The sequence below is a fragment of the Anoxybacillus sp. TBDG-1 genome (assembly GCF_054815885.1).
Map to the genome: position 1 here is coordinate 94,561 of NZ_JBTZSY010000002.1, position 26,366 is coordinate 120,926.

Annotated in this window: 27 protein-coding genes; 6 read left to right on the forward strand and 21 right to left on the reverse strand. The window is 39.3% G+C overall.

Annotation, left to right across the window (positions count from 1 at the left end; translation table 11 throughout):
- Positions 1–132: 132 nt before the first annotated feature.
- Both ACYQY7_RS01390 and ACYQY7_RS01395 read right to left on the reverse strand, forming a co-directional pair.
- Positions 133–1,815: a methyl-accepting chemotaxis protein gene (locus tag ACYQY7_RS01390; RefSeq protein WP_461200370.1), complete on the reverse strand. Its 1,683-nt coding sequence runs from the start codon at positions 1,813–1,815 to the stop codon at positions 133–135.
- Between the two features lie 74 nt (positions 1,816–1,889).
- Positions 1,890–2,789 (reverse strand): DMT family transporter, encoded by a 900-nt coding sequence (locus ACYQY7_RS01395; protein WP_461200371.1) that lies wholly within the window; start codon positions 2,787–2,789, stop codon positions 1,890–1,892.
- A gap of 161 nt (positions 2,790–2,950) precedes the next feature.
- Here ACYQY7_RS01395 and ACYQY7_RS01400 point away from each other — a divergent pair, with 161 nt between their 5' ends.
- Positions 2,951–4,294, forward strand: a complete 1,344-nt coding sequence (locus ACYQY7_RS01400) for a TrkH family potassium uptake protein (protein ID WP_461200372.1) — start codon at positions 2,951–2,953, stop codon at positions 4,292–4,294.
- A gap of 12 nt (positions 4,295–4,306) precedes the next feature.
- Here ACYQY7_RS01400 and ACYQY7_RS01405 read toward each other — a convergent pair whose 3' ends face one another.
- The 6 genes from ACYQY7_RS01405 to ACYQY7_RS01430 form a co-directional block, all read right to left on the reverse strand.
- A complete protein-coding gene (locus tag ACYQY7_RS01405) occupies positions 4,307–4,471 on the reverse strand; it encodes a hypothetical protein (RefSeq protein ID WP_461200373.1) in 165 nt (54 codons plus the stop codon).
- 81 nt (positions 4,472–4,552) lie between these two features.
- The gene (locus ACYQY7_RS01410) at positions 4,553–5,824 is read right to left on the reverse strand and encodes a TRAP transporter large permease (RefSeq protein ID WP_461200374.1); all 1,272 of its coding nucleotides are present in this window, start codon (positions 5,822–5,824) and stop codon (positions 4,553–4,555) included.
- Positions 5,821–6,342, reverse strand: coding sequence for a TRAP transporter small permease (locus tag ACYQY7_RS01415; RefSeq protein WP_461200375.1), 522 nt, complete (start codon positions 6,340–6,342; stop codon positions 5,821–5,823). Before ACYQY7_RS01415 ends, ACYQY7_RS01410 begins: the two co-directional genes overlap by 4 nt.
- A gap of 55 nt (positions 6,343–6,397) precedes the next feature.
- On the reverse strand, positions 6,398–7,441 hold the full coding sequence (locus tag ACYQY7_RS01420) for a TRAP transporter substrate-binding protein (RefSeq protein ID WP_461200376.1): 1,044 nt from the start codon (positions 7,439–7,441) through the stop codon (positions 6,398–6,400).
- Positions 7,442–7,521: 80 nt separating this feature from the next.
- Complete coding sequence (locus ACYQY7_RS01425) at positions 7,522–8,199, reverse strand: response regulator (RefSeq protein WP_183248100.1); 678 nt, start codon at positions 8,197–8,199, stop codon at positions 7,522–7,524.
- A gap of 3 nt (positions 8,200–8,202) precedes the next feature.
- The gene (locus ACYQY7_RS01430) at positions 8,203–9,789 is read right to left on the reverse strand and encodes an ATP-binding protein (RefSeq protein WP_461200377.1); all 1,587 of its coding nucleotides are present in this window, start codon (positions 9,787–9,789) and stop codon (positions 8,203–8,205) included.
- Positions 9,790–9,862: 73 nt separating this feature from the next.
- Here ACYQY7_RS01430 and ACYQY7_RS01435 point away from each other — a divergent pair, with 73 nt between their 5' ends.
- Positions 9,863–10,918, forward strand: coding sequence for a DctP family TRAP transporter solute-binding subunit (locus tag ACYQY7_RS01435; RefSeq protein ID WP_461200378.1), 1,056 nt, complete (start codon positions 9,863–9,865; stop codon positions 10,916–10,918).
- Positions 10,919–10,943: 25 nt separating this feature from the next.
- On the opposite strand, the gene ACYQY7_RS01440 is transcribed toward ACYQY7_RS01435, so the two are convergent.
- From ACYQY7_RS01440 to ACYQY7_RS01475, 8 genes are all read right to left on the reverse strand, one after another.
- Entirely contained in the window at positions 10,944–11,240 is a 297-nt protein-coding gene (locus ACYQY7_RS01440; RefSeq protein WP_461200379.1) for a rhodanese-like domain-containing protein, read from the reverse strand.
- An 11-nt stretch (positions 11,241–11,251) separates the two neighbouring features.
- A complete protein-coding gene (cdr, locus tag ACYQY7_RS01445) occupies positions 11,252–12,892 on the reverse strand; it encodes a CoA-disulfide reductase (protein ID WP_461200380.1) in 1,641 nt (546 codons plus the stop codon).
- 72 nt (positions 12,893–12,964) lie between these two features.
- Positions 12,965–13,318 carry a sulfurtransferase gene (locus tag ACYQY7_RS01450; protein ID WP_461200381.1) on the reverse strand — a complete coding sequence of 118 codons (354 nt, stop codon included), beginning with the start codon at positions 13,316–13,318 and terminating at the stop codon, positions 12,965–12,967.
- A 66-nt stretch (positions 13,319–13,384) separates the two neighbouring features.
- On the reverse strand, positions 13,385–14,536 hold the full coding sequence (locus ACYQY7_RS01455) for a toxic anion resistance protein (protein ID WP_461200382.1): 1,152 nt from the start codon (positions 14,534–14,536) through the stop codon (positions 13,385–13,387).
- Positions 14,520–15,161 carry a 5-bromo-4-chloroindolyl phosphate hydrolysis family protein gene (locus ACYQY7_RS01460; RefSeq protein ID WP_461200383.1) on the reverse strand — a complete coding sequence of 214 codons (642 nt, stop codon included), beginning with the start codon at positions 15,159–15,161 and terminating at the stop codon, positions 14,520–14,522. The genes ACYQY7_RS01455 and ACYQY7_RS01460 overlap by 17 nt, the downstream gene beginning before the upstream one ends.
- A 134-nt stretch (positions 15,162–15,295) precedes the next feature.
- The gene (locus ACYQY7_RS01465; RefSeq protein ID WP_461200384.1) at positions 15,296–15,925 is read right to left on the reverse strand and encodes a PEGA domain-containing protein; all 630 of its coding nucleotides are present in this window, start codon (positions 15,923–15,925) and stop codon (positions 15,296–15,298) included.
- Positions 15,926–16,004: 79 nt separating this feature from the next.
- Complete coding sequence (locus ACYQY7_RS01470) at positions 16,005–16,142, reverse strand: hypothetical protein (RefSeq protein ID WP_461200385.1); 138 nt, start codon at positions 16,140–16,142, stop codon at positions 16,005–16,007.
- The gene (locus ACYQY7_RS01475; RefSeq protein WP_461200386.1) at positions 16,139–17,380 is read right to left on the reverse strand and encodes an MDR family MFS transporter; all 1,242 of its coding nucleotides are present in this window, start codon (positions 17,378–17,380) and stop codon (positions 16,139–16,141) included. The genes ACYQY7_RS01470 and ACYQY7_RS01475 overlap by 4 nt, the downstream gene beginning before the upstream one ends.
- Positions 17,381–17,505: 125 nt before the next feature.
- Between ACYQY7_RS01475 and ACYQY7_RS01480 the strand changes: the two genes are divergently transcribed.
- Positions 17,506–17,634, forward strand: a complete 129-nt coding sequence (locus ACYQY7_RS01480; RefSeq protein WP_006323191.1) for a hypothetical protein — start codon at positions 17,506–17,508, stop codon at positions 17,632–17,634.
- A gap of 9 nt (positions 17,635–17,643) precedes the next feature.
- Here ACYQY7_RS01480 and ACYQY7_RS01485 read toward each other — a convergent pair whose 3' ends face one another.
- The 4 genes from ACYQY7_RS01485 to ACYQY7_RS01500 are packed head-to-tail and all read right to left on the reverse strand — an operon-like array spanning position 17,644 to position 21,065.
- The gene (locus ACYQY7_RS01485; protein WP_461200387.1) at positions 17,644–18,513 is read right to left on the reverse strand and encodes a metal ABC transporter permease; all 870 of its coding nucleotides are present in this window, start codon (positions 18,511–18,513) and stop codon (positions 17,644–17,646) included.
- The gene (locus ACYQY7_RS01490) at positions 18,510–19,409 is read right to left on the reverse strand and encodes a metal ABC transporter permease (RefSeq protein ID WP_461200388.1); all 900 of its coding nucleotides are present in this window, start codon (positions 19,407–19,409) and stop codon (positions 18,510–18,512) included. Before ACYQY7_RS01490 ends, ACYQY7_RS01485 begins: the two co-directional genes overlap by 4 nt.
- 7 nt (positions 19,410–19,416) lie before the next feature.
- Positions 19,417–20,157 (reverse strand): metal ABC transporter ATP-binding protein, encoded by a 741-nt coding sequence (locus ACYQY7_RS01495; RefSeq protein ID WP_461200389.1) that lies wholly within the window; start codon positions 20,155–20,157, stop codon positions 19,417–19,419.
- Positions 20,158–20,159: 2 nt separating this feature from the next.
- Positions 20,160–21,065 carry a metal ABC transporter solute-binding protein, Zn/Mn family gene (locus ACYQY7_RS01500; protein ID WP_461200390.1) on the reverse strand — a complete coding sequence of 302 codons (906 nt, stop codon included), beginning with the start codon at positions 21,063–21,065 and terminating at the stop codon, positions 20,160–20,162.
- A 301-nt stretch (positions 21,066–21,366) separates the two neighbouring features.
- Here ACYQY7_RS01500 and ACYQY7_RS01505 point away from each other — a divergent pair, with 301 nt between their 5' ends.
- Positions 21,367–22,677: an APC family permease gene (locus ACYQY7_RS01505; RefSeq protein WP_461200391.1), complete on the forward strand. Its 1,311-nt coding sequence runs from the start codon at positions 21,367–21,369 to the stop codon at positions 22,675–22,677.
- 15 nt (positions 22,678–22,692) lie between these two features.
- Here ACYQY7_RS01505 and ACYQY7_RS01510 read toward each other — a convergent pair whose 3' ends face one another.
- Complete coding sequence (locus ACYQY7_RS01510) at positions 22,693–23,661, reverse strand: YbgA family protein (RefSeq protein ID WP_461200392.1); 969 nt, start codon at positions 23,659–23,661, stop codon at positions 22,693–22,695.
- A gap of 360 nt (positions 23,662–24,021) precedes the next feature.
- Between ACYQY7_RS01510 and ACYQY7_RS01515 the strand changes: the two genes are divergently transcribed.
- Entirely contained in the window at positions 24,022–25,383 is a 1,362-nt protein-coding gene (locus ACYQY7_RS01515) for a YjiH family protein (protein ID WP_461200393.1), read from the forward strand.
- A gap of 99 nt (positions 25,384–25,482) precedes the next feature.
- Complete coding sequence (locus ACYQY7_RS01520) at positions 25,483–26,079, forward strand: nucleotidyl cyclase domain-containing protein (RefSeq protein ID WP_461200394.1); 597 nt, start codon at positions 25,483–25,485, stop codon at positions 26,077–26,079.
- The last annotated feature ends 287 nt before the right edge of the window (positions 26,080–26,366 follow it).

A 26,366-nucleotide genomic window follows, 5' to 3' on the forward strand; every position in this document is an offset into this window, starting at 1 on the left:
TTTATCTTCCTTAAGTTAAGGTATTTTAAAAATTCGACAATCTAAAGAAAGAAAAAGCCCACGTCTTTCGTGAACTTTTTTCTTGACACTCCACTTTTTCAACACTTTGAAGCGACAGGTTGCCTGTCGCTTTTATACAATAAATCGATTAGTCGTTTCTTTCATTTTTTCTGCAATATCATACAGCCGTTGAGCCGTTGCGGCTACTTCTTGGGCTGATGCAGTTAATTCTTCAGATGAAGCGGTGACTTCTTCTGTTGCCGCTGAATTTTCTTCAGCTACTGCACTAATTTGTTCAATGCGAACGATAACCTTATCCTTTTCTTTCACGATTTCATCCATCGCTTGTTCAGTTGAAACAATAAGAGGTGCAATATGGCTAATGGATGTTAAAATATCAGCAAATGAACGTACTGTTTTTTCAACAGCATTCGCTTGGTCTTTAATAAAGAGGTGCACTTCACTTGATGTATAAATGACATCATCTGTATTTTTGCTAATTGATGTAATGAGTTGAACAATGTCTTCTGTAAATGATTTCGACTGTTCAGCTAATTTACGCACTTCATCCGCAACAACCGCAAATCCTTTCCCTGCTTCTCCAGCACGTGCTGCCTCAATGGCAGCATTTAAAGCTAATAAGTTAGTTTGATCCGAAATCGTCGAAATCATTTCGGTAATGCCACTTATTTTTTGCACGGATGCCGTTAATGTTTGAACATGGTTTGTTACCGTTTCAAACGCGCGTTTAATTTGATCAATAGAGGCTATTAATACATCCATTTCTTTTTTTCCGATATCTGCTCGTTCAGACGTACGAAGTGCTTCTTGCTTTACATTTGCAAGCTCTACATATACACGTTCAACTTTTTCGGTTAAATAAGAAAGTGAATGCGTCATATCAGCCAAATCGTTCGCTTGTGCTGCTGCTCCTTGTGATACTTGCTCCATCGTTGCCGCCACTTCTTCAGTAGAGGCAGACATTTGTTGTGAAGTAGCAGATAGGGCACTCGATTGTTGATCAATCGCATCTGCTTGCATTTGAATATGAATAGCCATATCCCGAAGCGCTTGTTTTGTTTTAGAAAGCGCGCGTGCCATTTCACCAAACTCATCTTTTGCTTCAAGAAGTTTTTCAGGCAATGGCTTACTAAAGTCACCGCTAGCTATTTGTTCAAGATGTTGTTTTGCAATATGTAACGGTTTCATGATTCGCATCGAAATAAATAAGTGATAGGCAATAATCCCTACAATGACAAACAACACAGAAATGGCAATCACTTTGACAATGACGCTATTAATCTCTTGATTGACGATTTGTTTTGGCATGCCGATAAAAAACATGCCAATCACTTCGCCACGCTCGTTCTTCATTGGCAAATAACTTGTTACATACGGTTCCCCAAGCACGTCCGCTTCACCGATATAGCGATTTTGTTTTTTTATAACTTCCTGTACAACTTTCGGATCAGCTTTCGTCCCTATTTGTCTTTGATCGTCTTTCATTACCGTTGTTGCCACACGTTCATCGTTCAGAAAAATAGTACTGTCGGCACCAACGACTTCCTTTATGTAGTCAATAATCTCTTCATTATCGTTAATTTTTACATCCCCTTTATATAGCGAACCGTCTTTGTTTTGCCACGCCCCTGCAAATTTGGCATCAATTAGTTGCAAAGCAAGTTGAGCGTTCGTCGTCATTACTTTGTTCGCAATCAATGATTGAAATTGAACATAAATGATACCGTTAATAAGTCCAACTAATAAAAAAACAGTAAGAATGTATACAGCTACAATTTTTCCACGCGTTTTCACGATTGTCCCCTCCATTTTGTGAATCGATGAGCAACACTATTTTATCAAATGAAGAACAAACAAACATCTATTTTTTACGAAGAGGATGCTATTTTTTGTTTTCCTAAAAGAATCACTGTCACAATAATGAATAAGCTTCCAAGTGTTTGAAAAAAGCCGAACGATACGTGTAAAAACAAAACGGACGCAGCAATGGCTGACAAAGGCTCTACACTAGATAAAATACTTGATTCTGTCGGAGATAAATGCCGAATACTTTCAATAAACAGCAAAAAAGCAAGCAACGTTCCACATACGACAATAAATAAAATCAAAACAATCGTTGGAAAATCTAGCGTGCCAAATGGTTCGGAAAACGAATGTACGATCGGTATCATAACAACTCCTCCAATTACCATCGCCCAACCGACGATAATAAGTGAGTTCCATTTTTTTAGTAGTTTTGCTGAACAAATCGTATAAAAAGCTAAAAGTATGCCCGATACAACTCCCCACAAAAATGCAGGAAAAGAAATGCTTAGTGTCCCTATTTTTCCATTTGTTAACAACAAAAATGTACCACAAATAGCTAAAATGAGTGCACCCCAAGTAGAAACAGACGGATGTTTTCGTTCACGTATCAAAAAATATAAGATGATGTAAATAGGAGCTAAATATTGTAATAACGTTGCAGCTGCAGCGTTGCCATGTGCAATAGACAAAAAATACGTATATTGCACTCCAAGCATGCCAACGAAACTAAATAAAATGAGCAACAACCGACTATTTCGCTCACGCCAAATGTGAAATAAAGGAATACCGCAAAACGATGCAAAAACTAACAAACAAAAACCCGAAACAATCATCCGAACAAAAACAAGCCATTCTGTTGTTATATGTTTTTGTTGAAACACCCATTGTGCAGCTGTACCAGAAAGCCCCCACATTGTCGCTGCAATGACAACCATCCATAATCCTTTTATACGCGTTGACATATATCCCAACCTTTCTTATCATCGGTTAGTTATCATTATAAAAAAACAAAAAGTTTTGTAAATACAAATATTTCTTGATCAAAAAACATACTTGCATTCCTTTTCACCATTTGCCAAAATCAAAATATGTTCAAAACGAAAACATGTGAGGGAGTAAAGCTGTGAAGTCTCGAAAATTATCCCGTCTATCTACCGTTCAGCTTATTGTTTTGTTTTACTTTGTAGCTGTTTGCGTATCCACACTGTTACTATGGCTGCCTTTTTTCCATCAACCCGGTGTGAAACTGAGCTTTGTTGATGCATTATTTACTGCTGTAAGTGCTATTAGTGTAACCGGGCTAACTGTCGTATCAACAGCGCATACTTTTAATACACCCGGTATATTTGTATTAGCTTTTATTCTCCAATTTGGCGGCATTGGCATTATGGCACTTGGTACATTTATTTGGCTGATGTTTGGAAAAAAAATCGGGTTTCGCGAACGTCAACTTATTATGACGGATCAAAATCAATCAACATTTGCTGGTTTAGTGAAGTTAATGAAAGAAATTTTAACGCTCATTATCGCTATTGAACTGATTGGCGCGATCATTTTGGGCATATATTTTCTTCGCTACTTTTCATCATGGCAAGAGGCGTTTTTTCAAGGCTTCTTCGCATCTGTGAGCGCAACAACAAACGCTGGATTTGATATTACAGGACAATCGCTTATCCCATTTGCTGACGATTATTTTGTCCAAACAATACATATGATTTTGCTTGTGTTAGGAGCCATTGGTTTTCCTGTGCTCATCGAAATAAAGGAATTTTTATTTTATCGTCAAAAGCAACAATATCGCTTTTCACTTTTCACAAAATTGACGACCGTCACATTTTTTCTACTCGTTTTATTTGGAGCATGGGCGATTTTATTGATCGAATGGAATCAATTTTTTGCTAATAAAACATGGCATGAATCACTTTTTTATGCGTTATTTCAATCGATTTCTTCTCGCAATGGTGGACTAGCAACGATGAATGTCGCCGACTTTTCTGAACCGACGTTACTTGTTTTAAGTGCACTCATGTTTATCGGTGCCTCTCCAAGTAGTGTAGGGGGAGGGATTCGAACAACAACATTTGCCATTATGATATTAACCATTTTCTTTTATGCAAAAGGGAAAAACTCGATTAAAGTGTTTCAACGAGAAATTCATCATGAAGATATATTAAAATCGTTTATCGTGTTCGGAACAGCTTCCATTCTTTGCTTTTTAGCTGTTGTATTTCTTTCTTTTTCAGAGCCTTTTACAATGACGGAAATTGTCTTTGAAGTATGCTCTGCCTTTGGAACAACAGGTTTATCCATGGGCATCACGTCACAACTAAGTACATTTGGGAAGCTAGTTATTACCGTCTTAATGTTTATCGGACGAATTGGTATTTTATCATTTTTGTTTCTTATCCGTGGTAACAAACAAAAAGAATCGTATCATTATCCAAAAGAACGCATTATTATTGGTTAAAAGCGAAGGTATTTATGCTCCTTCGCTTTTTAACTCTTCTTTTTTACGAAACATCGTGTACATCATTAACAAAAGTGATAAAAATCCAAACAAAACGACCATATTTTCTAATCCAATGGTATCTAATAAAAACCCAGAAGCTAACAATACAATTTGGAACGTCACGTGATCAAACATATTTTTAAATGAAAAAACATGTATTTTATCGTACAATAAACAATTAAAAAAGAAAAACCTCTCTATCGTTTGAAGAGAGGTTTAACGGATAAGGAACGTTGATAAGTCTTCCCAAATGATAATTAAAACGAGTTGAATAAGCATAATGAGTAAAAACGGTACAATGGCGCGAATGACTTTTTCAAGAGGCTCTTTTGTAATACCGCTCACGACAAACAAGTTTAAACCGACAGGCGGTGTAATCATGGCAATTTCTAAATTGACGGTCATAATGATAGCAAAGTGATACGCGTTAATACCTAGGCTATCAAGTACTGGTAAGAAAATCGGTAGCGTAATTAAAATGATCGCAATCGCCTCTAAAAACGTACCGAGCACAAAGAAAAGTAAGTTTACAAGTAAAATAAACATCCATTTGTTAAATTCATGATCAATAATCCACTGTGCGATCGCTTGTGGTACTTGAGCCAACGTTAAATATTGTTTGAATAAAATGGCAGATGCAATGATCATAAAAATCATCGAACTAATATGAACCGTTTCTCGTAAAATCGGACGCCAATCTCCCCACTTTAACTCACGATAAATAAGGAGCGACACGATTACCGCGTACGCGCTCGCGATCACAGAAGATTCCGTCGGTGTCGCCATTCCTGTGTAAATCGAACCGAGAATTAAAATCGGCATGAGTCCACCTGGAATTGCCTTCCACGTTAATACCCACCTTTCCGACCATGTTGCCTTTTGTCCGTACCCGAATCCGTTCCTTTTTGCATATACGATCGCAGAAATGATAATAATTGCCGTTAAACAAAGACCTGGAATGATCCCAGCCATAAATAATTTATTAATCGTTGCCTTATTTTCTGCAACATACCCATACATGATGAGAGGGATGCTAGGTGGTATTAGAATTCCAAGTGTCCCGGCAGCAGCAACAAGTCCCATTGCATACTTTTTACTATATCCAGCTTGTACCATAGCAGGAATCATAATCGAACCGATCGCAGCAGCAGTAGCCGGGCTCGAACCAGAAATGGCGGCAAAAATGGCGCAAGCTAGCACGGTCACAACCGCCATTCCACCCGGTAAATGACCAACCCACGCACGCAATCCATCAATTAAATATTTTGAAATTCCTCCTCGTGCTAAAATAATACCTGCAAACACAAACCCCGGAATAGCCATTAACGACGTATGGTTAAGTGCAGAGAAAATTTCAACAACTGCACTCTCATAATGGAAATTAAGAAAAGGTAAAAATAAAAGGGCGGATAAAGCTAATGCAAACGCAACAGGAACTCGGAGTAACATTAACAATATAAATACGACAAACAATCCAATAGTCATCATACTTGTTCCACACCTTTATGTTCATAATCAGATTCTGGTAACCCTTTCGATACACGAACGAGACGAACGATAAAACGAAATAACATCCATACTCCCATCAGCGGCATGACCATATACACTTTCCACAACTCTACTCCTTCACCAATTGAAACAATGCCCATTTGATAAGCGCTGAACTCATCTAAAAAAATACCTTTTACGCCATAAACAACGAGAAATAATGCGAAGATGAGCCCAACAACGTTAGCAAATATGTCAACAGCTTTTTTTACTCGCTCTGGAAGTAAACGATAAAACATATCGATACGAATGTGATGGTTATCTCGTAATGCGACGACCGCGCCGATCATCGTTCCCCACACGACCATATATCCTGCATATTCTTCTACAAAACTTAAAGGCGAATTAAACACGTAACGCATAACGACACCTAACAAAATAAGAAACAGTCCACCAACAATAAATAAACCGGCAATCCAATCTTCTAGCGCTTCAACAACATGCTTCAATTTTTGCACGTTCGCCCCTCCTCTTATAGAAACAACCTGGAAAACTCCAGGTTGTGCCAATTCGTTATTCATTTGCTTTTTTCGCTAATTCGATCAAGTCTTGACCGATGCTATCTGCAAATTTATCGTACACTGGCTGCATAGCTTTTTGGAATGCTTCAATATCTTCTTTTGTTAACTCGTACACTTCCATTCCGCTTGCTTTCAATTTTTCATACGACTCTCTGTTTAACTCTTCAGACCATTTTCTTTGTTGCTCAGTCACTTCTGCGATGACTTCTTCTAACGTTTTACGAACGTCTTCTGGAAGGCTATCCCAAAACTTCGTATTCGTCAATAAAAGGTAGTCTAAACGACCGTGTCCTGATACCGTTAAATATTTTTGTACTTCTGCATATCCTTGCGTATCAATGTTGTTAAACGTGTTTTCTTGTCCGTCTACTGTACCTTGCTGCAATGCAACATACACTTCAGAAAATCCCATTGGCACCGCAGATGCACCTAACGCGGCAAATTGTTCATCAAGCACTTTTCCTGTTTGTGTGCGGAACTTTAATCCTTTAAAGTCTTCTGGTTTTTTCAACGGACGTTTAGAGTTAGTAAAATGCTTTTCTCCATTCGCCCACATTGCCAACACTTTAATGTTATATTTTTCTAGCTTTTGCGATAAAATTTGTCCACCTTCACCGTCCCAAAATTTATACACAGCTTCATCGCTCGTGAACAAAAACGGCATATCAACGATTTGGAAAGCTGGATCGTAGCTGACGAGCTTTGTCGTCGACGGCGCGATTAACTGCACGGTGTTGCGTGGCAACTCTTGAATTGCTTTGTCATCGTCGAACAATTGGCTCGATGGGTACACTTCTACTTTCACTTTTCCGTTTGTTCTCTCTTCAACAAGCTGCTTGAACAAGTCTGCCGCTTTTCCTTTCGGACTATCTGGAGCAGTAACATGTGAAAATTTAATAACGATCGGCTCACTCGCAGCTTCCTCTTTCTTTTCTTCTGTCTTGTTTGTACTTGTACTCGTCGATTGCGAGTTACTACAAGCGAACAACCCCCCAACTAGCAAAACAAGCACAAGCAAAAAGCTCATTTTCCTCATGAAAAATTCCCCCCTATCACTAATTACGATTTTAATGATATCGCTTTCAATGAAAGGAAGGAATATTTTGAACATATTGATCATTTTGTTCTTTTTGGTCTTCGATAGCGGTGAATCGGGCGACCGATCGTCCCGTACTGTACTTCTTTCTCTACTTCACCGATACTATCTAAATATTCTAAGTAACGCCTCGCTGTGACTCGTGCGATACCGATCGCTTCCGCCACTTCATCAGCCGACTGAGCAACCGTTGTTTTAGACATATATTGTTCAATTTGTCGAAGCGTTGTCTCATTTAATCCTTTTGGCAAACTCACTTGTTGTACTTGCGTCGGCTTATACATCCACTCGTCAATTTGTTGTTGCGTCACATGTTTATCTTTTAACGTTTTCCGTAACGATTGGTATCGCTCAATTGCTTGTTTTAACCTCTCGAACTGAAACGGTTTAATAATATAGTCAACTGCCCCGTTGCGCAACATCGTTTGAATCGTTTCTGCATCGCTAGCTGCTGACACGATAATGACATCGACTTCGTAACCGCACTCGCGAAATAAACGAATCGTCTGTACACCATCTAATTTCGGCATATATACATCAAGCAAAATTAAATCTGGGCGCAACTTCTCTAACTTTTCTAACGCATCTTCGCCGTTGACAGCCGTCCCGACGACCGAAACTCCATCCACTTGAGCCACAAATTGCTTATTAATTTGTTGAACCATCGGATCATCCTCTACTAACAGCACGCGAATCATGCATCATCCCCCCTTATATCTTGAAAATAAAACGGTAATCGTCGTCCCTATTTGCCAACTTGATTCAATATTTATGTCGCCGTGACTTTTTCTCAAAATGTTATAAATAAGATGCATCCCGATACCTTGATGATTCCCTTTTTTTGTTGTATACCCGTAATCAAATAGACGCGCTTTTTCTTCTTCCTTTATCCCGATTCCGTTATCTTCTATTACGATCGTCCAGCTATCTTCCTGTTCTCCGATCCATAACTCGACAAATTTTTCTTCTCGCTCCGTCGCCAAGCATGCATCAAAAGCATTTTCAATCAAATTGCCAAGTAAAACGACAAAATCATGGCGATCTAATCGCGGTGGGAAGGAAAATAACGCACTGGAGCGATCGATCATGAATGTAATCCCGATTTCTTTTGCCCGCGACACTTTGCTTAAAAGTAAACCCGCAACGCTTTCATCATGAATACGCGTGCGCAAAAAATGCATAAAAGCTTCCTGCTCTTCTCTTTCTTCAAATACGTAAGCGAGTGCTTCTCGCGTCTTACCGAGTTGAATGAGCCCAGCAATTGTATGTAATTTATTCATATACTCGTGGTTTTGAACTCTGAGCGCCTCAATAAAAGCTCTCACCCCTGTTAACTCTTCGGCCATTTTGGCGACTTCTGTTCGATCTTGGAAAATTGCGACCGCTCCTACAATTTCACCACCGACTTCGATCGGAATACGATTGCTGACGATCAACTGATTACCGACGATAATTTCTTGTTGATATACTGCTTTTTTCGTATATAAAACTTCCGGCAGACGCGTATCAGGGATGACGTCGCGAATATACTCGCCGATAACTTCCCCGCTTACTCCCATCATTTGCTTTGCACGTTCGTTAAAAATCGTAATCCGTTCTTTTTTATCGATTGCGATGACACCTTCATACATCGCATGAAACGTCGCTGTTCGCTCAACGAGCAATCGCGCTAGCTCATGCGGTTCAAGCTGAAACATCTCTTCTTTTAAATGATTCGCTAACAAGAGCGAGCCAACGACGCCACAGCTAATCGTAATCACCAACGTCCAAGCAATTTCTCTCTGAAAATCTTTCAATATTTCTTTTATAGATGGCAATACATTCCCAACAACAACGACTCCTACTTGTTGGTGTTCTTCACTCATGATCGGAGTGAACGCCCGTACGGAAACGCCTAATTCTCCTTTTGCTTTCGAAATGTACGTATGCTCCGTAAATGCTTCAATTTCATCTTCACCGTAAGAAACTGTACCGAGTTTATCGTAAGACGGATGAGCGTAACGAACACGCTCCATGTTCATGACAACAATATAATTTGCATGATAAATTGTTCGGATGTTTTCGACAATCGGTTGAATGATAGTCCATCCTTCTTTTTGTTGTACATGTTTTTTTACTTCTGGTATTTGCGCTACTGTTCGAGCGATCAAGAGGGATCGTTCACTAAGTGACTGTTCTTTTAATTGAATGACGTGACTAATGACGATGGCACTTCCGACTCCGATACTCACAAGGACGATGACTGTACATAACATTAAAATTTTCCATCTAATCGACAACTTTTTCATTTATTGTTCATCCATTCAGCATTTTCTTGTATAATGTATAATTAATTATACAACACAACGAGCGGTGATAAAGATGAAGAATGTAAAATGGGGTGTTTTCTCGATTGCCATAATCATTTTTTGGCTGTATTGGCTCGTTCCTTCGTTTTCATCAACATCTTCTCTCCCGTACGACGACGAGCAAGAAGGACTTGAAGATCAACTAACTATTCGGTTCAGTCATGTTGTCGCCGAACATACACCGAAAGGATTAGCAGCGCAAAAATTTGCGTCGCTCGTAACAGAAAAGTCAAATGGGAAAATAAAAGTCGAGATATATGCGAATGCAACACTGTTTACAGATGAAGAAGAATTGAACGCATTAAAGCAGGGCAAGGTAGAAATGATCGCCCCTGCCTATTCAAAGCTAACGTCGCTAATCCCAGAATGGCAAGTGCTCGATTTACCGTTTGCCCTTCCAAATGACCAAGCCGTTGAAGAAGCGCTTCAAGGACAAATCGGTCAAATTTTATTCTCAAAGTTACAGTCCTTCCATGTCAAAGGACTAGCGTTTTGGGAAAACGGTTTCAAACAAGTGACAAATAGCGTCCGCCCGCTCATACATCCGACTGATTTTCATGGATTACGATTTCGAACGATGCCAAGCGAAGTGATCCAAGAACAGTTTCGTTTGCTTGGCGCTATCCCGAAAGTCACCCCTTTTCATGATACATTTCGTGAATTGTACTACAAACAAGTCGATGGTCAAGAAAATACGATTTCTAACATTTACTCAAAAAAGTTTTATGAAGTGCAACCGTACATGACCATTAGCAATCACGGATATCTCGGATATGTTGTGTTAATGAACGAAGCATTTTGGGAACGATTAACACCATTTCAACAACAAATTATTGTCGAAGCGCTCGATGAAACGACAACATGGATGAAAACACATGCAAAAATTATTAACGAAAAGCAGCTACATGAAATCATTCAAACGAAACGAGTAAATATTCATGAATTGACCGATGAACAAAAAAAAGAGTGGTTAAGTCATCTTTATCCTTTGTATGAGCGCGTTCGTCACCAAATCGGAGAGCAGCTGATGAGCGAAGTGTTGCGCATTCAACAAAAATATTTACAATAAAAATAAGACTGGCGACGTGCCAGTCTTATTCCACTTCCCCTTCCCAACTCATCATGCCACCTACCATGTTTTTCACATGAAAGCCTCGTTCCGATAGCCATTCGCACGCTAATGCACTTCGACCACCGGAATGGCAAACGACAATATACGTTTTGTTTGGATCGAGTTCGTTTAGTCGGGCAAATAGTTGACCGAGCGGAATATGGCGTGCGTTTGGAATTTTTCCTGTCGCCACTTCATGCGCTTCCCGAACGTCTAACACTTCGACATTTGCTTTATGACGCAAGGCATCTGCTTGTGTCGGTAAAATATTTTCAAACATATTTATTCCTCCTACTTTACACTCGAATACAATTTATATCCACCGTCTAAATTTTTTGCTTCAAAGCCATGTTCTTTCAAAATGCGAGTAGCTAAATATCCACGCAAACCGACTTGACATGTAACATAAATCGTTTGATTTTTCGGCAATTCATGAAGGCGATCGCGCAAATCATCAAGCGGAATGTTGATGCTTCCTGGAATCGCCCCTCTTGTTTCTAATTCTTTTGGTGTACGAACATCAATGAGCAACCCGCCGTTAGCGACGATGTCATCAATTTCATGCCATTGCACCGTTTCTACTATACCATCTAACACGTTTGATGCTACATATCCAGCCATATTGACTGGATCTTTTGCTGATGAAAACGGCGGAGCGTATGCTAATTCTAAATCCGGTAAATCGTATACTGTTAATCCACCTTTTATCGCCGTCGCAATCACATCAATGCGCTTGTCGACTCCATCTTTTCCAACAGCTTGTGCTCCGTAAATGCGACCTTGACGACCAAAAATTAATTTTAACGTCATTTGAGTCGCTCCTGGATAATAGCTCGCATGGCTCATTGGATGAACGTGAACAACTTCATAATCGATGCCGTGGTGCTTTAATATTTTTTCGTTCAATCCTGTGGCTGCTACGGTCATATCGAAAATTTTAGCAATCGACGTGCCGAGCGTTCCGTTGTATTTCACGTCGCGACCGTTAATGTAGTCCGCGACAAGGCGACCTTGACGGTTTGCCGGCCATGCAAGTGGAACAAATGTTTCAAACCCATGAATAAAGCTTTTTACTTCAATCGCGTCACCGATTGCAAAAATGTTCGGATCAGACGTTTGTAAATGCTCATTCACTTTAATCGCACCACGAAAACCGAGCTCTAGTCCTGCCTCTTTTGCCAATTGGCTTTCTGGCTGAACACCAATTGCTAAAATAATCATGTCTGTATCAATTGTGCGACCACTTTTTAACACGACGCGCCGTCCTTCGTTTTCAAACGATTGCACACCGTCTTCTAAAATTAAATCGACACCGTATTCTTTCATATGCGTATGCACGATTGCTGCCATCTCGTAATCAATCGGTGCCATGACTTGATTCGCCATTTCTACAAGCGTCACATGCACACCACGCTCGGTTAAGTTCTCAGCCATTTCTACACCGATAAAACCACCACCAATAACGACAGCACGTTTCGGCTTTTCGTTATCGACAAATGAACGAATACGATCCGTATCTGGCACATTACGCAACGTAAAAAGTGCTTTCGCTTCATCAATGCCAAGAATTGGTGGTACAATTGGTTTTGCCCCAGGAGACAAAATAAGAACGTCATAAGGTTGTTCATATTGTTCATTTGTTCGTAAATTTTTTACTGTTACCGTTTTTCGTTCTCGGTTAATGCTTGTGACTTCGCTTAAATTGCGCACATCAATGCGAAATCGTTTGGACATGCCATCAACCGTCTGTACAAGTAGCTTGCTTCGCTCTTGAATCACATCCCCAATGTAATAAGGAAGCCCACAGTTTGCAAATGAAATATATTCACCGCGTTCAAACATAACAATTTCATCTTTTTCGCTTAACCGACGTAATCGTGCTGCGGCGGAAGCTCCACCGGCTACACCACCAACAATGACGATTTTTCTCATCATATATCCCCTCCATATACAAATACGTGTAACCGTATTATAACAAACAATTGTTTCATAAAGTTTGAACAGTTAGTGACATTTTGCCATATTTAACTCATGTACATGTTCGTGTTCCTTTATATAATATCCTTGTACTGAAAAATGATAACGTCTAAGTAACCGAATGGCGACATTTTTCTCTAGTTCATTGTGGGCAACGACAACAACTTCACGGTGTGGAATTGCTCTGTAGTGACGTTTAAAGTACGCAATTGGAATACGAAGCGCCCCTTCGATCCCATCCTCTTCATTATAATCACGCACATCGAGCAATGTAACTTGTCCATCTGTACGTAAAGATTGAAGCCTTTTTACTCCCCGAACAGGTACGTAACGATAATATAACGCATATAACACAAACATCCCGATGATTGTGTAAATCATGTTATCTGACCTCCCTCACAAATCATACCCTAATAGGTATAAAAAATCAATAAAAAAGAGCTGATTTTATTCAGCCCTTTTTAGTGTAAGTAGCCTCTGTTTTAATTGTTCTTCCATTTCAACAAGCTCGCGTTCCACTTGCTGACGCTTCATTCGTCCTTCTTGTTGAATTTTTAATGTTTCTTCAAGTGTTTCTAACAAATTTTCTTGCGTTTTCTTTAACGTTTCGATGCTGACGAGTCCTTCTTCATTTTCTTTTGCTGCTTCAATTGTATTGATTTTTAACATTTCTGAGTTGCGTAACAACAGCTCATTCGTCGTTTTCGTTACCGCTTTTTGCGCTTCTACTGCTTTCTTTTGTCGAAGCAACGTTAGTGCGATAACAAGTTGATTTTTCCAAAGTGGAATGGCAGTCAAAATCGACGATTGAATGCGCTCAACTAGCGTTTGATTGACGTGTTGGATCAGTCGAATTTGCGGTGCTGTTTGAATCGTAATTTGGCGGCTTAATTTTAAATCATGTATGCGTTTTTCAAGCCGATCAGCAAATTGGATCATATCGTTGACTTCTTGCACGTCCATTTGATTTTGTGACTGTAATGCCTTCTTTTCTAACTCCGGAATTGTTTTTGTTCGCAGTTGTTCTAGTTTCACTTCAGCAGCAGCAATGTAAATGTTTAAGGCATCAAAGTATTCTTTGTTTTTTTCGTATAACGTTTCTAACATCATCATGTCACGAAATAATATTTGACGATGTTTTTCAAGTTGATCAGCAATACGGTCAATTTCGACACCTAACTTTTGGTATTTCGATAAAATTTGTTGCACGGACTGGGTGACGGATTGAAACATGCGCGCAAAAAAGCTTTTTTTATTCGCCGTAAAGTCTTCTACGTTGACTTCTTTCATTTTTGCCATGAGTTCATGAATCACTTCCCCAACAGGTCCTGCATCTTTTTTTTGTACATGATTTAAAATCGAATGAGAAAAGCGCGATAATTCGGCTTGGGCTGCCACACCGTATTGCAAAATGGCTTGATGGTTGCGTGGATCAATTTGCTCAGCAAGCGCTAACGCTTTTTGTCGATGTTCCTCCTTTAATTGATCAATTAATCGCGGAGATAATGGCTTTTCGCTTACTTCTGTCACTTCACCAAATGGGTTAGCAAGCAACGAATCGACAGAACTTGTCCAAAGTACTTCATCGTTTTTGTTCATGCTTTTTCTCCTCCATCATTGTGACTGTATGTTTCGTTGATAAAGAAAGAGGCTCTTCAGTTGTAATCGTATGTTTCACAAGTTTTACTTCGGTTTGTAAATCAAACAAATCTTCTTCAAGCATGTCCAACAGCTGATTTTCTGCTTTCGTCAGCGCGAGATCAAGGGCTTGTTCCGCTTCAATAATCGCTTGCCGAATTTCATCACTTTTCACCGGTTGCCTCATTAAATAAATGTATTTATTAATAACTGTAACAATCGAATCTAATGTCGTATTAAAAAATGGCTGCGCGATAGCGAGTCGATCTGGCTGTTTTTCAACAATTTCAATCATTTTTTGACAAATGGAGTACAGGCGCGAAAGTTTGGAAAACATCGCAACCGAACGAACTCTCCACAAACTTTGTCCAATTGTCCGCACCTTTTTTTTCGCATCTTTCAACCGATCATAATGTTTCTCCTCTTTTTTCTTCATGTAAAGTGAATACATTATGCCTATACTTCCTCCGATCAAAAATGAAATAAGAAATGGCAAGCGAAATGCAAACAATGAAATAAGTGCACTAAATAAGCCGACGTTCCATGATACAAACCATCGCCATATCGTTCGAATGAGTCGTTTCATCGTTTTCCTCCCATCATCTATGCTCCTTTATTTTACTATGATTTTTCGTTAAATGGAAATGATGACTATATTACGTACGAACAAGAAAATATGTTTCAACTCTGAAAAAAGATGCAACATATCGTTGCATCTTTTTAATGGAAATTAAAATGGATCATCCGAATGCGTTCACCGCCGAAAAGCGATATTATTTCCATTCGTTCGTGTTCATCAGTAGCGATCTTCACTTCGTATAAGCCAGGAACATATGTCCCGACTTTCGTTAACGGCACATTCGTTTCTCCGACATAATCGTTGTTAATAAAAATACGCGCTCCTTTCTCATTCGTTTGTACATAGACGTGATATAACGCGGGCTCAAATTTGTACGTTCCTTGCGACAATTTCATTAAAAAAATCGGCGGAGTTGACGTTAATCCTTTTATGTAAACTCGATCATCTTTTTGTCGGTCTAACTCTTTTCGTATTTGATCATAGCCCTCTGGATGTTTACGCAAATACGCTAAAAGCGGTAAAAGCGATGCCTTATTTTCTAATGGAACATCGATGAACTGTTGCAACATATGCATATCTTCTTCACGCAACGCTGCAATGAATTGCTCGATGGCTTTTTGCTCGCTCGTCTCTTGTTTCGCCATTCCCCATATCCCGACGACACATGTGCTGACAACGAACAATAAACATACAAAAACAAATGGTCGTTTTTGCTTTCGGCGTTCGCTTCGTGTCATCGTCTCTTTTTGAAATCCCCCTTGTTCATTCACGTGTATTTCCCCTCTTTTTCTCATATTTACACGATCATATGTATGAAAAGAAAAGGGAAAATATGAGAAAGAGAAGCGACTATACATTAGCATACGATAGAGGCTTGTCATCAACGATCGCCTCATCGTATGCCTTTAAACAGTTGATCAATTGTTCTCTCGTCATCCATCCGCCTCTTTTACAAACAGGCTTTCCGTGCCGAATAAGAATAATCATGCTTGTTTTTCCTCCATCATTTGAAACATGACAGAATACAACCACGCACTGCATACCGCAAGTAACATTAAAATAAAAAACGTCCAATGATACGCAAATGGCAACGTCAAAACAAGCGGAGCCATCATACGTCCAAGCGTAAATCGCAAACTCGCCGCAGCAAAATATTGTCCACGCATATGCTCAGGTGCCAATTTGGCGACAAATGTTTGTTGTAAGCCGACTGTCATCAGCTCAGCAAGTGTAAATACAGCAATTAAAATAATCATAATCCATAACGATGTTGTTTGACCAAAAAGAAAAATAGCAATCCCGTAAAAAAGGGAAGAAAAGACAAACACCCACTTTTCTTTATAATTCTCCATCCATTTTGTCACAGCTACCGTAAATAAAACAACAAGCAATCCATTTTCCGCAATAAGGACACTAAACGCTTTCTCTCCACTCAACGAAAACGACCATTGTCCTATAGAAAATAATGTTTGTTGTAACACAACGTCTTTCACATATACAGGGATTAAAATATCCAATTGCATAAACGTTTGTGCTACAAGAATACCGGAAACAATAAACAAAAGAAATGTACGATCTTTTGCAATGAGACGATAATTGTTTAACTGCTCAACAAAAAACATATACCATGTTCCTGTTGTTTTTCTCCATATCGGTGCAGTTTCGTCTAAATAAATAGAGAGAACAATGGCAACGATCCCACAAAATGTTCCTGCAATTAGGAATAAGAAGAAACGATATTCTGGATAAAAGATTCCGCCAAGTAGTGGACCGATGACAACCATGACATTATTCATTGTATAAAACACAGCAAACACGCGACTTTGATCTTTTTCAGCAACGACATCAGCGACCATCGCTTGACTAGCGGGCCAATAAAGCGAGCCGCATACGCCTACGAGGGCAAAACAAATAAAACTCATCAACGGTGATGAGAATAACGGTGAATTAAATAGTGCAAATAAGAAAAAAGCAAGCGCTTGTCCATACGCTGCAAACACCATCATTTTTTTTCTTCCAAATCGATCAGCAAAATACCCGCCAAGCAAATTCGCAATAACAGAAAATAATTGCGAAATAACAAGCAATACGCCCGCTTTTTGTCTACCAAACATGTCAGAAAAATAAATCGCAATAAAAGGAAATATCATCCAAAATGTCACTCCAACGAGTGACTCCCCAATTAAACGAATGCGTAAATTTCGATCCCAATCTCGTATTCGCATCGTGTCCCCCCTTTTTAAGACAACTATTTTGTTATTATACCATTTTCGTACAAAAATTTCGCTAATAAAAAGATTGACAAAATGACAGAAAAATAAGAAAATAAATTCAAAAGGAAGTGAGCACGATGAAAATAGTGAAAAATGTTATCGTTTCATACGCGACGGTCGTGACCATTATAGCGTTACTTCCTGCTTTTTTAGTTACAAATGATGTAAGTATTATCGATTCATTTCTTTCCGCAATAAAAGACTAAATCTCCTGCCTAGGCAGGAGATTTTTTTAGCCATTTCCGCAATAACCCATGTTTTGGTGCAATCCATAAAGAGATAAAAAAGAGGACACCTGTCGCCACTGCAATCGCTCCTGAAATGGACACATTGAATGCTGCTGCCCCCATGTAACCGATCATCGATGCCAACACACCAATCATTGCACTACATATAAGCATTACGCTTAGCCGATCTGTCCATAAGTATGCCGTTGCACTTGGTACAATAAGCATAGCTACTACTAAAATGGCACCAACACTATCAAATGATGCAACGGTCGTTAATGACAACATTCCCATCAATACATAATGAATCAATACAATCGGAATGCCGAGCGTGACTGCCATTTCATGATCAAATGAGCTCATTTTTAATTCTTTGTAAGCAAAAATAATGACAAATATATTGATCACTAAAACAAATCCAAGCAACCAAACCGCCTTTGGTCCAATACTCCGTCCGCCAACTTCCAGCACATCCCACGGCACAAATGCAATTTCGCCCATTAAAGCGTGTTCGACGTCTAAATGGATGCGATCTGCAAATAAGGAAATAAGAACAACCCCAACGGCGAACAAACATGTAAACACAACACCGATAGCAGCATCGCTTTGTACCCCTTTTTGATGCAACAATTGAACGAGAAATGTCGTTAGCAATCCAACAAGTAAGGCACCGATGGGCATAGACACCCCTTGCAGCTGATGGCTCACCATATACGCTCCCACAATCCCTAACAACACACTATGGCTGATCGCATCAGACAGCATCGACATTTTTCGCAACACAAGAAATGTACCAACTAATCCACAGTTAATCCCGACAAGAGCTGCAGTAAGCAAAATCCACATCGTATAACTCATAGTTGTTCCCCTCGCTTATACATTAGCTGTTTCGACCACAATTTTTTTCTTTCTATATGGCGACGAATCATTTTGCTGCATAAGCCTCGTTTCGGGGCAAATAAAAACGAACAAATAAACAACATTGTCGCAAAAATAATGACAAGCGGACCAGTAGGAACATATGCAATCAAACTAATATATGCTCCGGCAACACCTGATAAAGCACCAAATCCTCCTGCTAACCACATCATCCACTCGAGCTTTTCTGTCCAGTATCTTGCAGCGAGCGCGGGCGTAATTAATAGTGCAGACATTAACACAACCCCAACCGCTTGTAAACCAATCACAACAACCGAAACGATTAAAAACATAAGCACACCGTTCAACAGTGACACCGGCACACCGATCCCTTGAGCAAACGCCCGATCAAATGTAATAATTTTAAACTCTTTGAAAAAAACGAAGATCGTCATAATCATTGTTATAGCCGTTACGGTTAGCACATTCACATCGTTACCGTTCAACGACGCCGCTTTGCCGAACAAAAAGTCATGAATCCCACTTTGATTCCCGCCTTCATGTTGATTAATCCATGTCAATAACACAATACCTAATCCAAAAAATACAGACAATACAATGCCGATGGCAGCATCTTCTTTCACACGCGTATGTTTTACAATAAACTGAATACATACTGTTGCGATATACCCTGAGCAAGCAGCACCAACGAGAAAGACGAGAAGCGATTTTTGTCCGTAGAAAAGAAACGCGATACAAATGCCTGGAAGCGCAGCATGCGCCATCGCATCACCTATTAAACTTTGTTTCTTGAGCAATGCAAACGTACCAATCATTCCGCTCGCCAATCCGAGCAAAGCCATGCTTGTAAACACCCATTGAACATTGATGTCCATACACGATTCACCCCACGATATGTGCCGCAGAGAGGAAAGTGACCTTTCCCCCATACGTTTTTTGAATATGATCGTACGTGAATACACTTTCCGTCTCACCAAATGCAATGACACGTTTATTTAACAATAAAACGTAATCAAAGTAATCTCGCACCGTTTGCAAATCATGATGAACGACTAATACTGTTTTTCCACGCATTTTTAATTCATTTAACAGTTGGACAATCGCTTTTTCTGTTGCGGCATCGACCCCAACAAACGGTTCATCCATAAAATAAACGGATGCATCTTGCGCAAGCGCGCGCGCCAAAAATACACGCTGTTGCTGTCCACCAGATAGTTGGCTAATTTGTCGTTTCGCATATGGTAACATGCCGACTTTATCTAAACATTGCGCAGCAATATCCACATCTTCTTTTCGTGGTCGTTTCCACAATCCAACATGACCGTATCGCCCCATCAATACAACATCAAGGGCATTCGTCGGAAAGTCCCAATCGACAGAATTTCGTTGTGGAACATATCCGACAAGATGACGTTGCTTTTCATACGGCTTACCGTATATAAAAACATTTCCATGCATACGCGGAATAAAATTTAACATCGTTTTCATTAACGTTGATTTTCCTGCGCCGTTTGGACCGATAATTCCGACTAACTTCCCTTCTGGAACAGAAAATGATACATCTTCTAATACAAGTTGTCGATCATATGCAACTGTTACCTGTTCAACAACTAGTGGATTCATCGTCATTCCCCCTTCAATGCTTGTGCAATCGTTTTGACGTTATAACGATACATGCCAATAAACGTCCCTTCTTCAGTTCCTTCTCGCCCGAGCGCATCTGAAAAGAGCTCCCCACCAATCGAGACATGATGTCCACGCTGTTTCGCTCCCTCGACAACTGCTTCGATCGCTTTTTTCGATACACTACTTTCCACAAACACCGCTTGAATATTTCGAGAGACGATGAGGTCAACGAGTTCTTGTATATCTTTTAATCCGTATTCTGCATCCGTGCTTAATCCTTGCAAACCAACCACTTCGATATCATATGCACGGCCGAAGTAATGAAAAGCATCATGAGCTGTAATTAAAACGCGCTGTTTTTTCGGAATGGCGTTCATCCCTTTTTTCGCTTCTTCTTTTAATTGCATAAGTTGTGATTCATATGCTTCCGCTCGTTCTTCGTATATTTGTTTATGTTTCGGGTCCATTGCACTTAATTCGTCCCCTACCATCTGTACAGCGTAACTCCATAAATCAAGGTCAAACCATATGTGCGGATCATATACTCCATCTATTTCAATTAACTTCTCTTTCGGAATCGCTTCACTTACTGCAACGACTTTTTTCGTTTTTGACATTTTCGTAAATATTTCTCCGAGTTTTCCCTCTAAATGAAGCCCATTGTAAAAAATGATGTCTGCTTGACTTAATTTTTGAATATCTCCTTGCGTTGCTTTATACAAATGAGGATCTACCCCTGGCCCCATCAGCGCTTCCACGCGAACATATTCTCCCCCGACATGTTTAACAAGATCAGCAATTTGCCCTGTCGTTGCGACGACATAGATGACATCTTGTTTATTCTCTTTTGTTTCGCATCCAAATAACAATAACAAAGCGATCCATATGACCATCCACTTTTTCATATGCGTCCTCCTCTAAATTTGTATAAGGATATAAAAGTTTCCTTAATGCAAAATTTAACGAAAAAAATTTGCTTGCTCGCCCATCATATGCATTAGCATAAAACGACGTGATATATGGAACAAGCAAACAATAATGATTTGAGTTAAAAAAGTTTCTTTAAGCCAACTTTAGTTTTATCTTATTCTTTTCTTTCCGCGATGTCAATATTTTAATTTTCAAAAAAAGAAGTTTTTCTTCATCTCATGCTATAATAGCCATCGTTCGATATAAAAAAACATTTGTCCTTTAGGAGTGAACAGAATGACAAACACACAATTGAAACGAAGCATCGGATTCATTACAGCAACAGCGATCGTCATTGGCACTGTCATCGGTTCTGGGATTTTTATGAAACCAGCGATTGTCATCGGAGCAACAGGCAACTCAACACTCGCTCTTCTCGCTTGGGTCATTGGAGGAATTATTACATTGGCAAGCGGATTAACGATTGCGGAAGTAAGCGCAAAAATTCCTGAAACAGGCGGGTTATATGTATATATCGAAAAAGTGTACGGACGGTTTTGGGGCTTTTTATGTGGATGGGTGCAAACGATCATTTACGGTCCTGCCGTCATCGGTGCATTAGGGTTGTATTTTGGTGCGTTATTTGCAGGGATTTTTGCACTGCCAAAGGAAAGTGAACTTTGGATCGGAATCATCGCTGTTTTATTTTTATCTGTCATTAATATGCTCGGTTCACAATTTGGTGGAATCGTCCAAAGCGTATTAACTGCGGCAAAACTGTTACCTATTTTTCTTATTATTATCTTCGGAGTCGTAAAAGGAAACGTGCCGATCTTCGGTATGGATAGTGGCAGTAGCCAAGCGATCAGCATGGGGGCAGCAGTTTTAGCGACATTGTGGGCGTACGACGGATGGATGAACGTTGGATTTGTTGCTGGCGAAATGAGAAATCCGGCAAAAACGTTACCAAAAGCTATTATCACCGGTATTTTTATTGTCATGTTTGCCTATGTGGCTGTGAATGTTGCATTGCTTCATGTTCTTCGTGCCGATGAAATTGTTGCGCTCGGTCCAAACGCAGCAAGCGAAGCAGCAACCATTTTATTTGGGGCATTCGGCGGAAAATTCATTGCTATTGGTATTTTAATTTCTATTTTTGGCTGTTTAAATGGGAAAGTTCTTACATTTCCTCGCATGCCATTGGCGATGGCAACAGATAGGTTATTTCCGTTTTCCCGTTATTTTTCCCGTATTCATCCAAAGTGGCGCACGCCTGTATTTGCAACGTTAATGCAAATTATCATTGCGATTGTCATGATGTTACTTGGTAATGCCGATCGCTTAACGGATATTGCTATTTTTAGTGTCTTTTTATTTTACGGCTTTGCTTTTTATGCAGTATTTTTATTACGAAAATCATCACCATCTAACGAACAATTATATCGAGTGCCACTTTATCCATTTACTCCGATCGTTGCTCTTGCCGGCACAGCATATATTATTATGAGTACGGTACTCCACGCACCGCTAGATACGTTTTTATCGATTGTTGTTACGTTATCTGGTATTCCGGTGTATTATACCATTACAAAAAAGCGACAAGGATAATCCTTCGTCGCTTTTTTAATAATCTCTTCCTTTTCCTGAGTCCGTCACATCAAGCAATGGCTCCGGATAAGGTTGAAAATATCGTTGTTTCAATAAATATTCGTTTTGATAGCGAATCGCCCATGAGCGAATAACTGTTGTTATACTGCTTAACGGGAGTTTGCCTGCCCGATATTTTTCTAGCAACTCATGGACATACCGCTTTTCATCCCCGCTTAATTCATGCTTAAAATAACCAATCATATGTTGACAAACATTAATGTTCGAATTTCGACGTGAGCGCCGTGCAAACAACTCATATAATGTTTTTTCATACTGCAAAAATACCTCTTCTATCGGTAAACGAGCACGATTCGCAACAATGTTTCCCAATTGTTTTAATTTTTGTTGATGATAAGCCATAAACAAATATTTATGCTCAGCATGAAATTCAACGAGACGGTGGTGTAAATTTGTTTCTTTCACCTCTCGAAACAAAGCAATCGTAAATAACTTCGTCAAAAAATGCTCTCGAATAACGAAATTCGTTAATCGCCCTTCTTCTTCCACAGCTTTATGGGTAAACATTCGTAATACATGTTCAGCAAACATACCGCTCCCTTTCCCTGTTGCAGGTCCTTTTTGCTTGCTGCTATATATTTTAACATCTTTTATCCCACACGATGGTGACCGACTTTTTAAAATAAAGCCATCTACATCTAATAATTGTTTTAAAAATAAAAAAGAAAACTCATTCATTTGCTCGGTAATATCCATTCCAGTCGATGGCTGAACGAGCCGAACACGCTCCCCATCTTGAACGAGCCGAATCGTCTCGCGCGGCGTACCAAGCCCGATGCGCACTTCTGGACAAACAGGAATAAATTGCACAAATGGTACGAGCTTATGTACCACTTCATCGTTCAATTGATCACCGTTATATCGACAAGGAGAAAAACCAAGACATTCACTTACAACGACGACTGGTTTTGCATAATGCCACATCTGTTATTCCCCCTTCGCTTGCTTTTGCTTATCATATCGCACAAACAAAAAAAATACACGCATCGATGTGCTTACAAAAACCAAAAATTTCGAATTTGAACGTTTATACAAAAAAATGATTGATTATATATCCATTTTGTTTTATTATGCTTTATGTTGTCTATTTTGCAATATTAAAATCGTTATTAATTCATAATTTCGTATGTATATAAGTGTACACTTTTATATTTATACAACCATACAAAATAATTTATATTTCTGAATCATTTTGTTATATTGACTATTTTTATTTTTATATTACGATAGTAGTAATGTTATGTATCCGTTTTCAAAACATAAAATGGAAGGTGGCTTCAAAAGATGAATATTGCACAAAAACATACTCAACAACGTCGCTCTGACGTACTTAAGTTTCTCGTCCCATCGCTTATTGGTGTATTTTTATTTATGATTCCTTTTCCTTATAAAGGTGAAATGACGATCCCTGTAGCCATTTTAGCAAAATGGGTGGAAGGAAACTTTAGCTCAGCCATTCCAACGATTTCTGTCTTATTTATGTTTATCGCTACCATGGGTACAATCATTGCTAAAATCGCTTATCCTCCTTTCATAATGAACAGCCCTTTTCTTCGTCGTTTATTTGATGTCAATCGTCTATTTGTTATCGCTCGCATAGTTGGAACGATTTTAGGAGCGATGACGTTATGGAAAATCGGTCCAGAATGGGTATGGTCAGAAAATACAGGTGCGTTGCTATTGTATAGCTTAATTCCTATTTTGTTTTCTGTCTTTTTGTTTGCTGGCTTGTTTTTGCCTTTACTTTTAGATTTCGGCTTACTCGAATTATGCGGTGCACTTTTAACGAAAATTATGCGTCCAGTATTTAAATTGCCTGGCCGCTCGTCCATTGACTGTATTGCTTCTTGGTTAGGAGATGGAACAATCGGCGTATTGTTAACGAATAAGCAGTATGAAGATGGCTTTTATACGAAGCGAGAAGCAGCGGTGATCGGAACAACCTTCTCTGTCGTTTCGATTACATTTAGCATTGTCGTCATTACGTATATGAAGCTTGAACATATGTTTGGAGCGTACTATTTTACGATCGTTGTTGCTGGTCTTGTAGCAGCAATCATTATGCCACGCATCCCACCATTATCAAAAAAGCCAGACACATATTACCACGAACATCACGTACCAGTTGATGAAACAATACCAGCTGGGGACACACCTTTTCAATGGGGATTAAAACAAGCGGTGGAAGTCGCACAACGCAATAGCAATATGGGAAAACTATTGAAAAACGGTGTACAAACAGTTATCGATATGTGGTTAGGTGTATTACCTGTCGTTATGGCCATTGGAACGGTCGCATTAATCATCGCTGAAACAACACCGGTGTTTGAATGGCTTGGTAAACCGTTTGTGCCGATCTTGACGCTCCTACAAGTGCCAGAAGCATCAGCGGCTGCACAAACGATGGTCGTCGGCTTCGCAGATATGTTTTTACCAGCCATTATTGGTAGCGGCATCGAAAGTGAATTTACTCGCTTCGTTATCGCTTGTGTTTCTGTTACACAACTGATTTATATGTCTGAAGTGGGTGGATTGCTTCTTGCATCAAAATTACCAATTACGTTTAAGGATTTAGTTGTCATTTTCCTTCTTCGTACACTCATTACATTGCCTATCATCGTTTTCATCGCACACTTTATCTTTTAATCTAAAAAGGGCGATCGTCTCGCCCTTTTTGTCTTTTTCTAATATTCGTCCAACCCCATACATATATTCCACCATAATATAAAAAAGGGGGGGAAGTATATGTTTAAAAAACATATTGGGAAAACGATCGGACTATTCATTAGCCAACTTGTTTTATTTTCGGAAGCGATAGCCATGAGCGATACGATTGATTTTACACAACTACATGGAACAGAGCTATATGTTGTCATTGGTTTTTATGTGTTTCAAACAATTGTCGGCATTTATTTTGGTAATCGCTATGATCGAAAAGTTTGTGTGAGAGATTTAATCTATCAGTTGAAAAGTAAAGACTTCGCTACAAGTACATTTGAAAAAATTGCTGCATTAGTTGATCGCGATCCAGATAGTCGTCTAACCATTTATTTACTCCGCACGAAACAAAATAGCCAACCACAACAAAAAGCAGCATTTGAACAGCTATTAGTTGAAGAAACTCGAAAAAGCGATATCGTAGCTAAATGGTCAAACGATCAATATTTAATTATCGCTGTCGAAAACGGTGCGAAACCATCTACAATGATTGAGCGAATAAAAAAAAATAGCCCCATATCTTTTCTCGTTGGTTATGCGACATATCCAGTCGAAGGAGAACAATTGCAACAGCTTTTACAAGTTGCAAAAGAGCGCATGTATGCTACACGTACGACAAAATAAGCGATTCAACACATATATAAAAAACAGTTTGTCCATCTCGACAAATTATGATAAGATGACGGCAAAGGCATTTCACCAAATTCCTCTTCATACTCCTCACTAGAAATGCCGTATACCTCTAGGATGAAAGGTAGGTGAATCAGGCGTGCAAGAACAACTTCTCCTTCAACTTGTTAACCTCGTTCAAAACTTAGCAGAAGACATGCAATGGATGAAACAAGAGATTCAGACAATGAAACAAGAGATTCAGACAATGAAACAAGAGATTCAGACAATGAAACAAGAGA

Coding starts and splice junctions, on each gene's coding strand:
- ACYQY7_RS01505 (WP_461200391.1), top strand. CDS start 21,367: ATGACAAACACACAATTGAAACGAAGCATCGGATTCATTACAGCAACA.
- ACYQY7_RS01520 (WP_461200394.1), top strand. CDS start 25,483: ATGTTTAAAAAACATATTGGGAAAACGATCGGACTATTCATTAGCCAA.
- ACYQY7_RS01405 (WP_461200373.1), bottom strand. CDS start 4,471: ATGTTTGATCACGTGACGTTCCAAATTGTATTGTTAGCTTCTGGGTTT.
- ACYQY7_RS01410 (WP_461200374.1), bottom strand. CDS start 5,824: ATGATGACTATTGGATTGTTTGTCGTATTTATATTGTTAATGTTACTC.
- ACYQY7_RS01460 (WP_461200383.1), bottom strand. CDS start 15,161: ATGAAACGACTCATTCGAACGATATGGCGATGGTTTGTATCATGGAAC.
- ACYQY7_RS01495 (WP_461200389.1), bottom strand. CDS start 20,157: ATGAATCCACTAGTTGTTGAACAGGTAACAGTTGCATATGATCGACAA.
- ACYQY7_RS01430 (WP_461200377.1), bottom strand. CDS start 9,789: ATGAAAAAGTTGTCGATTAGATGGAAAATTTTAATGTTATGTACAGTC.
- ACYQY7_RS01435 (WP_461200378.1), top strand. CDS start 9,863: ATGAAGAATGTAAAATGGGGTGTTTTCTCGATTGCCATAATCATTTTT.
- ACYQY7_RS01420 (WP_461200376.1), bottom strand. CDS start 7,441: ATGAGGAAAATGAGCTTTTTGCTTGTGCTTGTTTTGCTAGTTGGGGGG.
- ACYQY7_RS01475 (WP_461200386.1), bottom strand. CDS start 17,380: ATGCGAATACGAGATTGGGATCGAAATTTACGCATTCGTTTAATTGGG.
- ACYQY7_RS01480 (WP_006323191.1), top strand. CDS start 17,506: ATGAAAATAGTGAAAAATGTTATCGTTTCATACGCGACGGTCGTGACC.
- ACYQY7_RS01485 (WP_461200387.1), bottom strand. CDS start 18,513: ATGAGTTATACGATGTGGATTTTGCTTACTGCAGCTCTTGTCGGGATT.
- ACYQY7_RS01450 (WP_461200381.1), bottom strand. CDS start 13,318: ATGATTTACACAATCATCGGGATGTTTGTGTTATATGCGTTATATTAT.
- ACYQY7_RS01515 (WP_461200393.1), top strand. CDS start 24,022: ATGAATATTGCACAAAAACATACTCAACAACGTCGCTCTGACGTACTT.
- ACYQY7_RS01455 (WP_461200382.1), bottom strand. CDS start 14,536: ATGAACAAAAACGATGAAGTACTTTGGACAAGTTCTGTCGATTCGTTG.
- ACYQY7_RS01395 (WP_461200371.1), bottom strand. CDS start 2,789: ATGTCAACGCGTATAAAAGGATTATGGATGGTTGTCATTGCAGCGACA.
- ACYQY7_RS01470 (WP_461200385.1), bottom strand. CDS start 16,142: ATGATTATTCTTATTCGGCACGGAAAGCCTGTTTGTAAAAGAGGCGGA.
- ACYQY7_RS01510 (WP_461200392.1), bottom strand. CDS start 23,661: ATGTGGCATTATGCAAAACCAGTCGTCGTTGTAAGTGAATGTCTTGGT.
- ACYQY7_RS01425 (WP_183248100.1), bottom strand. CDS start 8,199: ATGATTCGCGTGCTGTTAGTAGAGGATGATCCGATGGTTCAACAAATT.
- ACYQY7_RS01440 (WP_461200379.1), bottom strand. CDS start 11,240: ATGTTTGAAAATATTTTACCGACACAAGCAGATGCCTTGCGTCATAAA.
- ACYQY7_RS01500 (WP_461200390.1), bottom strand. CDS start 21,065: ATGAAAAAGTGGATGGTCATATGGATCGCTTTGTTATTGTTATTTGGA.
- cdr (WP_461200380.1), bottom strand. CDS start 12,892: ATGAGAAAAATCGTCATTGTTGGTGGTGTAGCCGGTGGAGCTTCCGCC.
- ACYQY7_RS01490 (WP_461200388.1), bottom strand. CDS start 19,409: ATGGACATCAATGTTCAATGGGTGTTTACAAGCATGGCTTTGCTCGGA.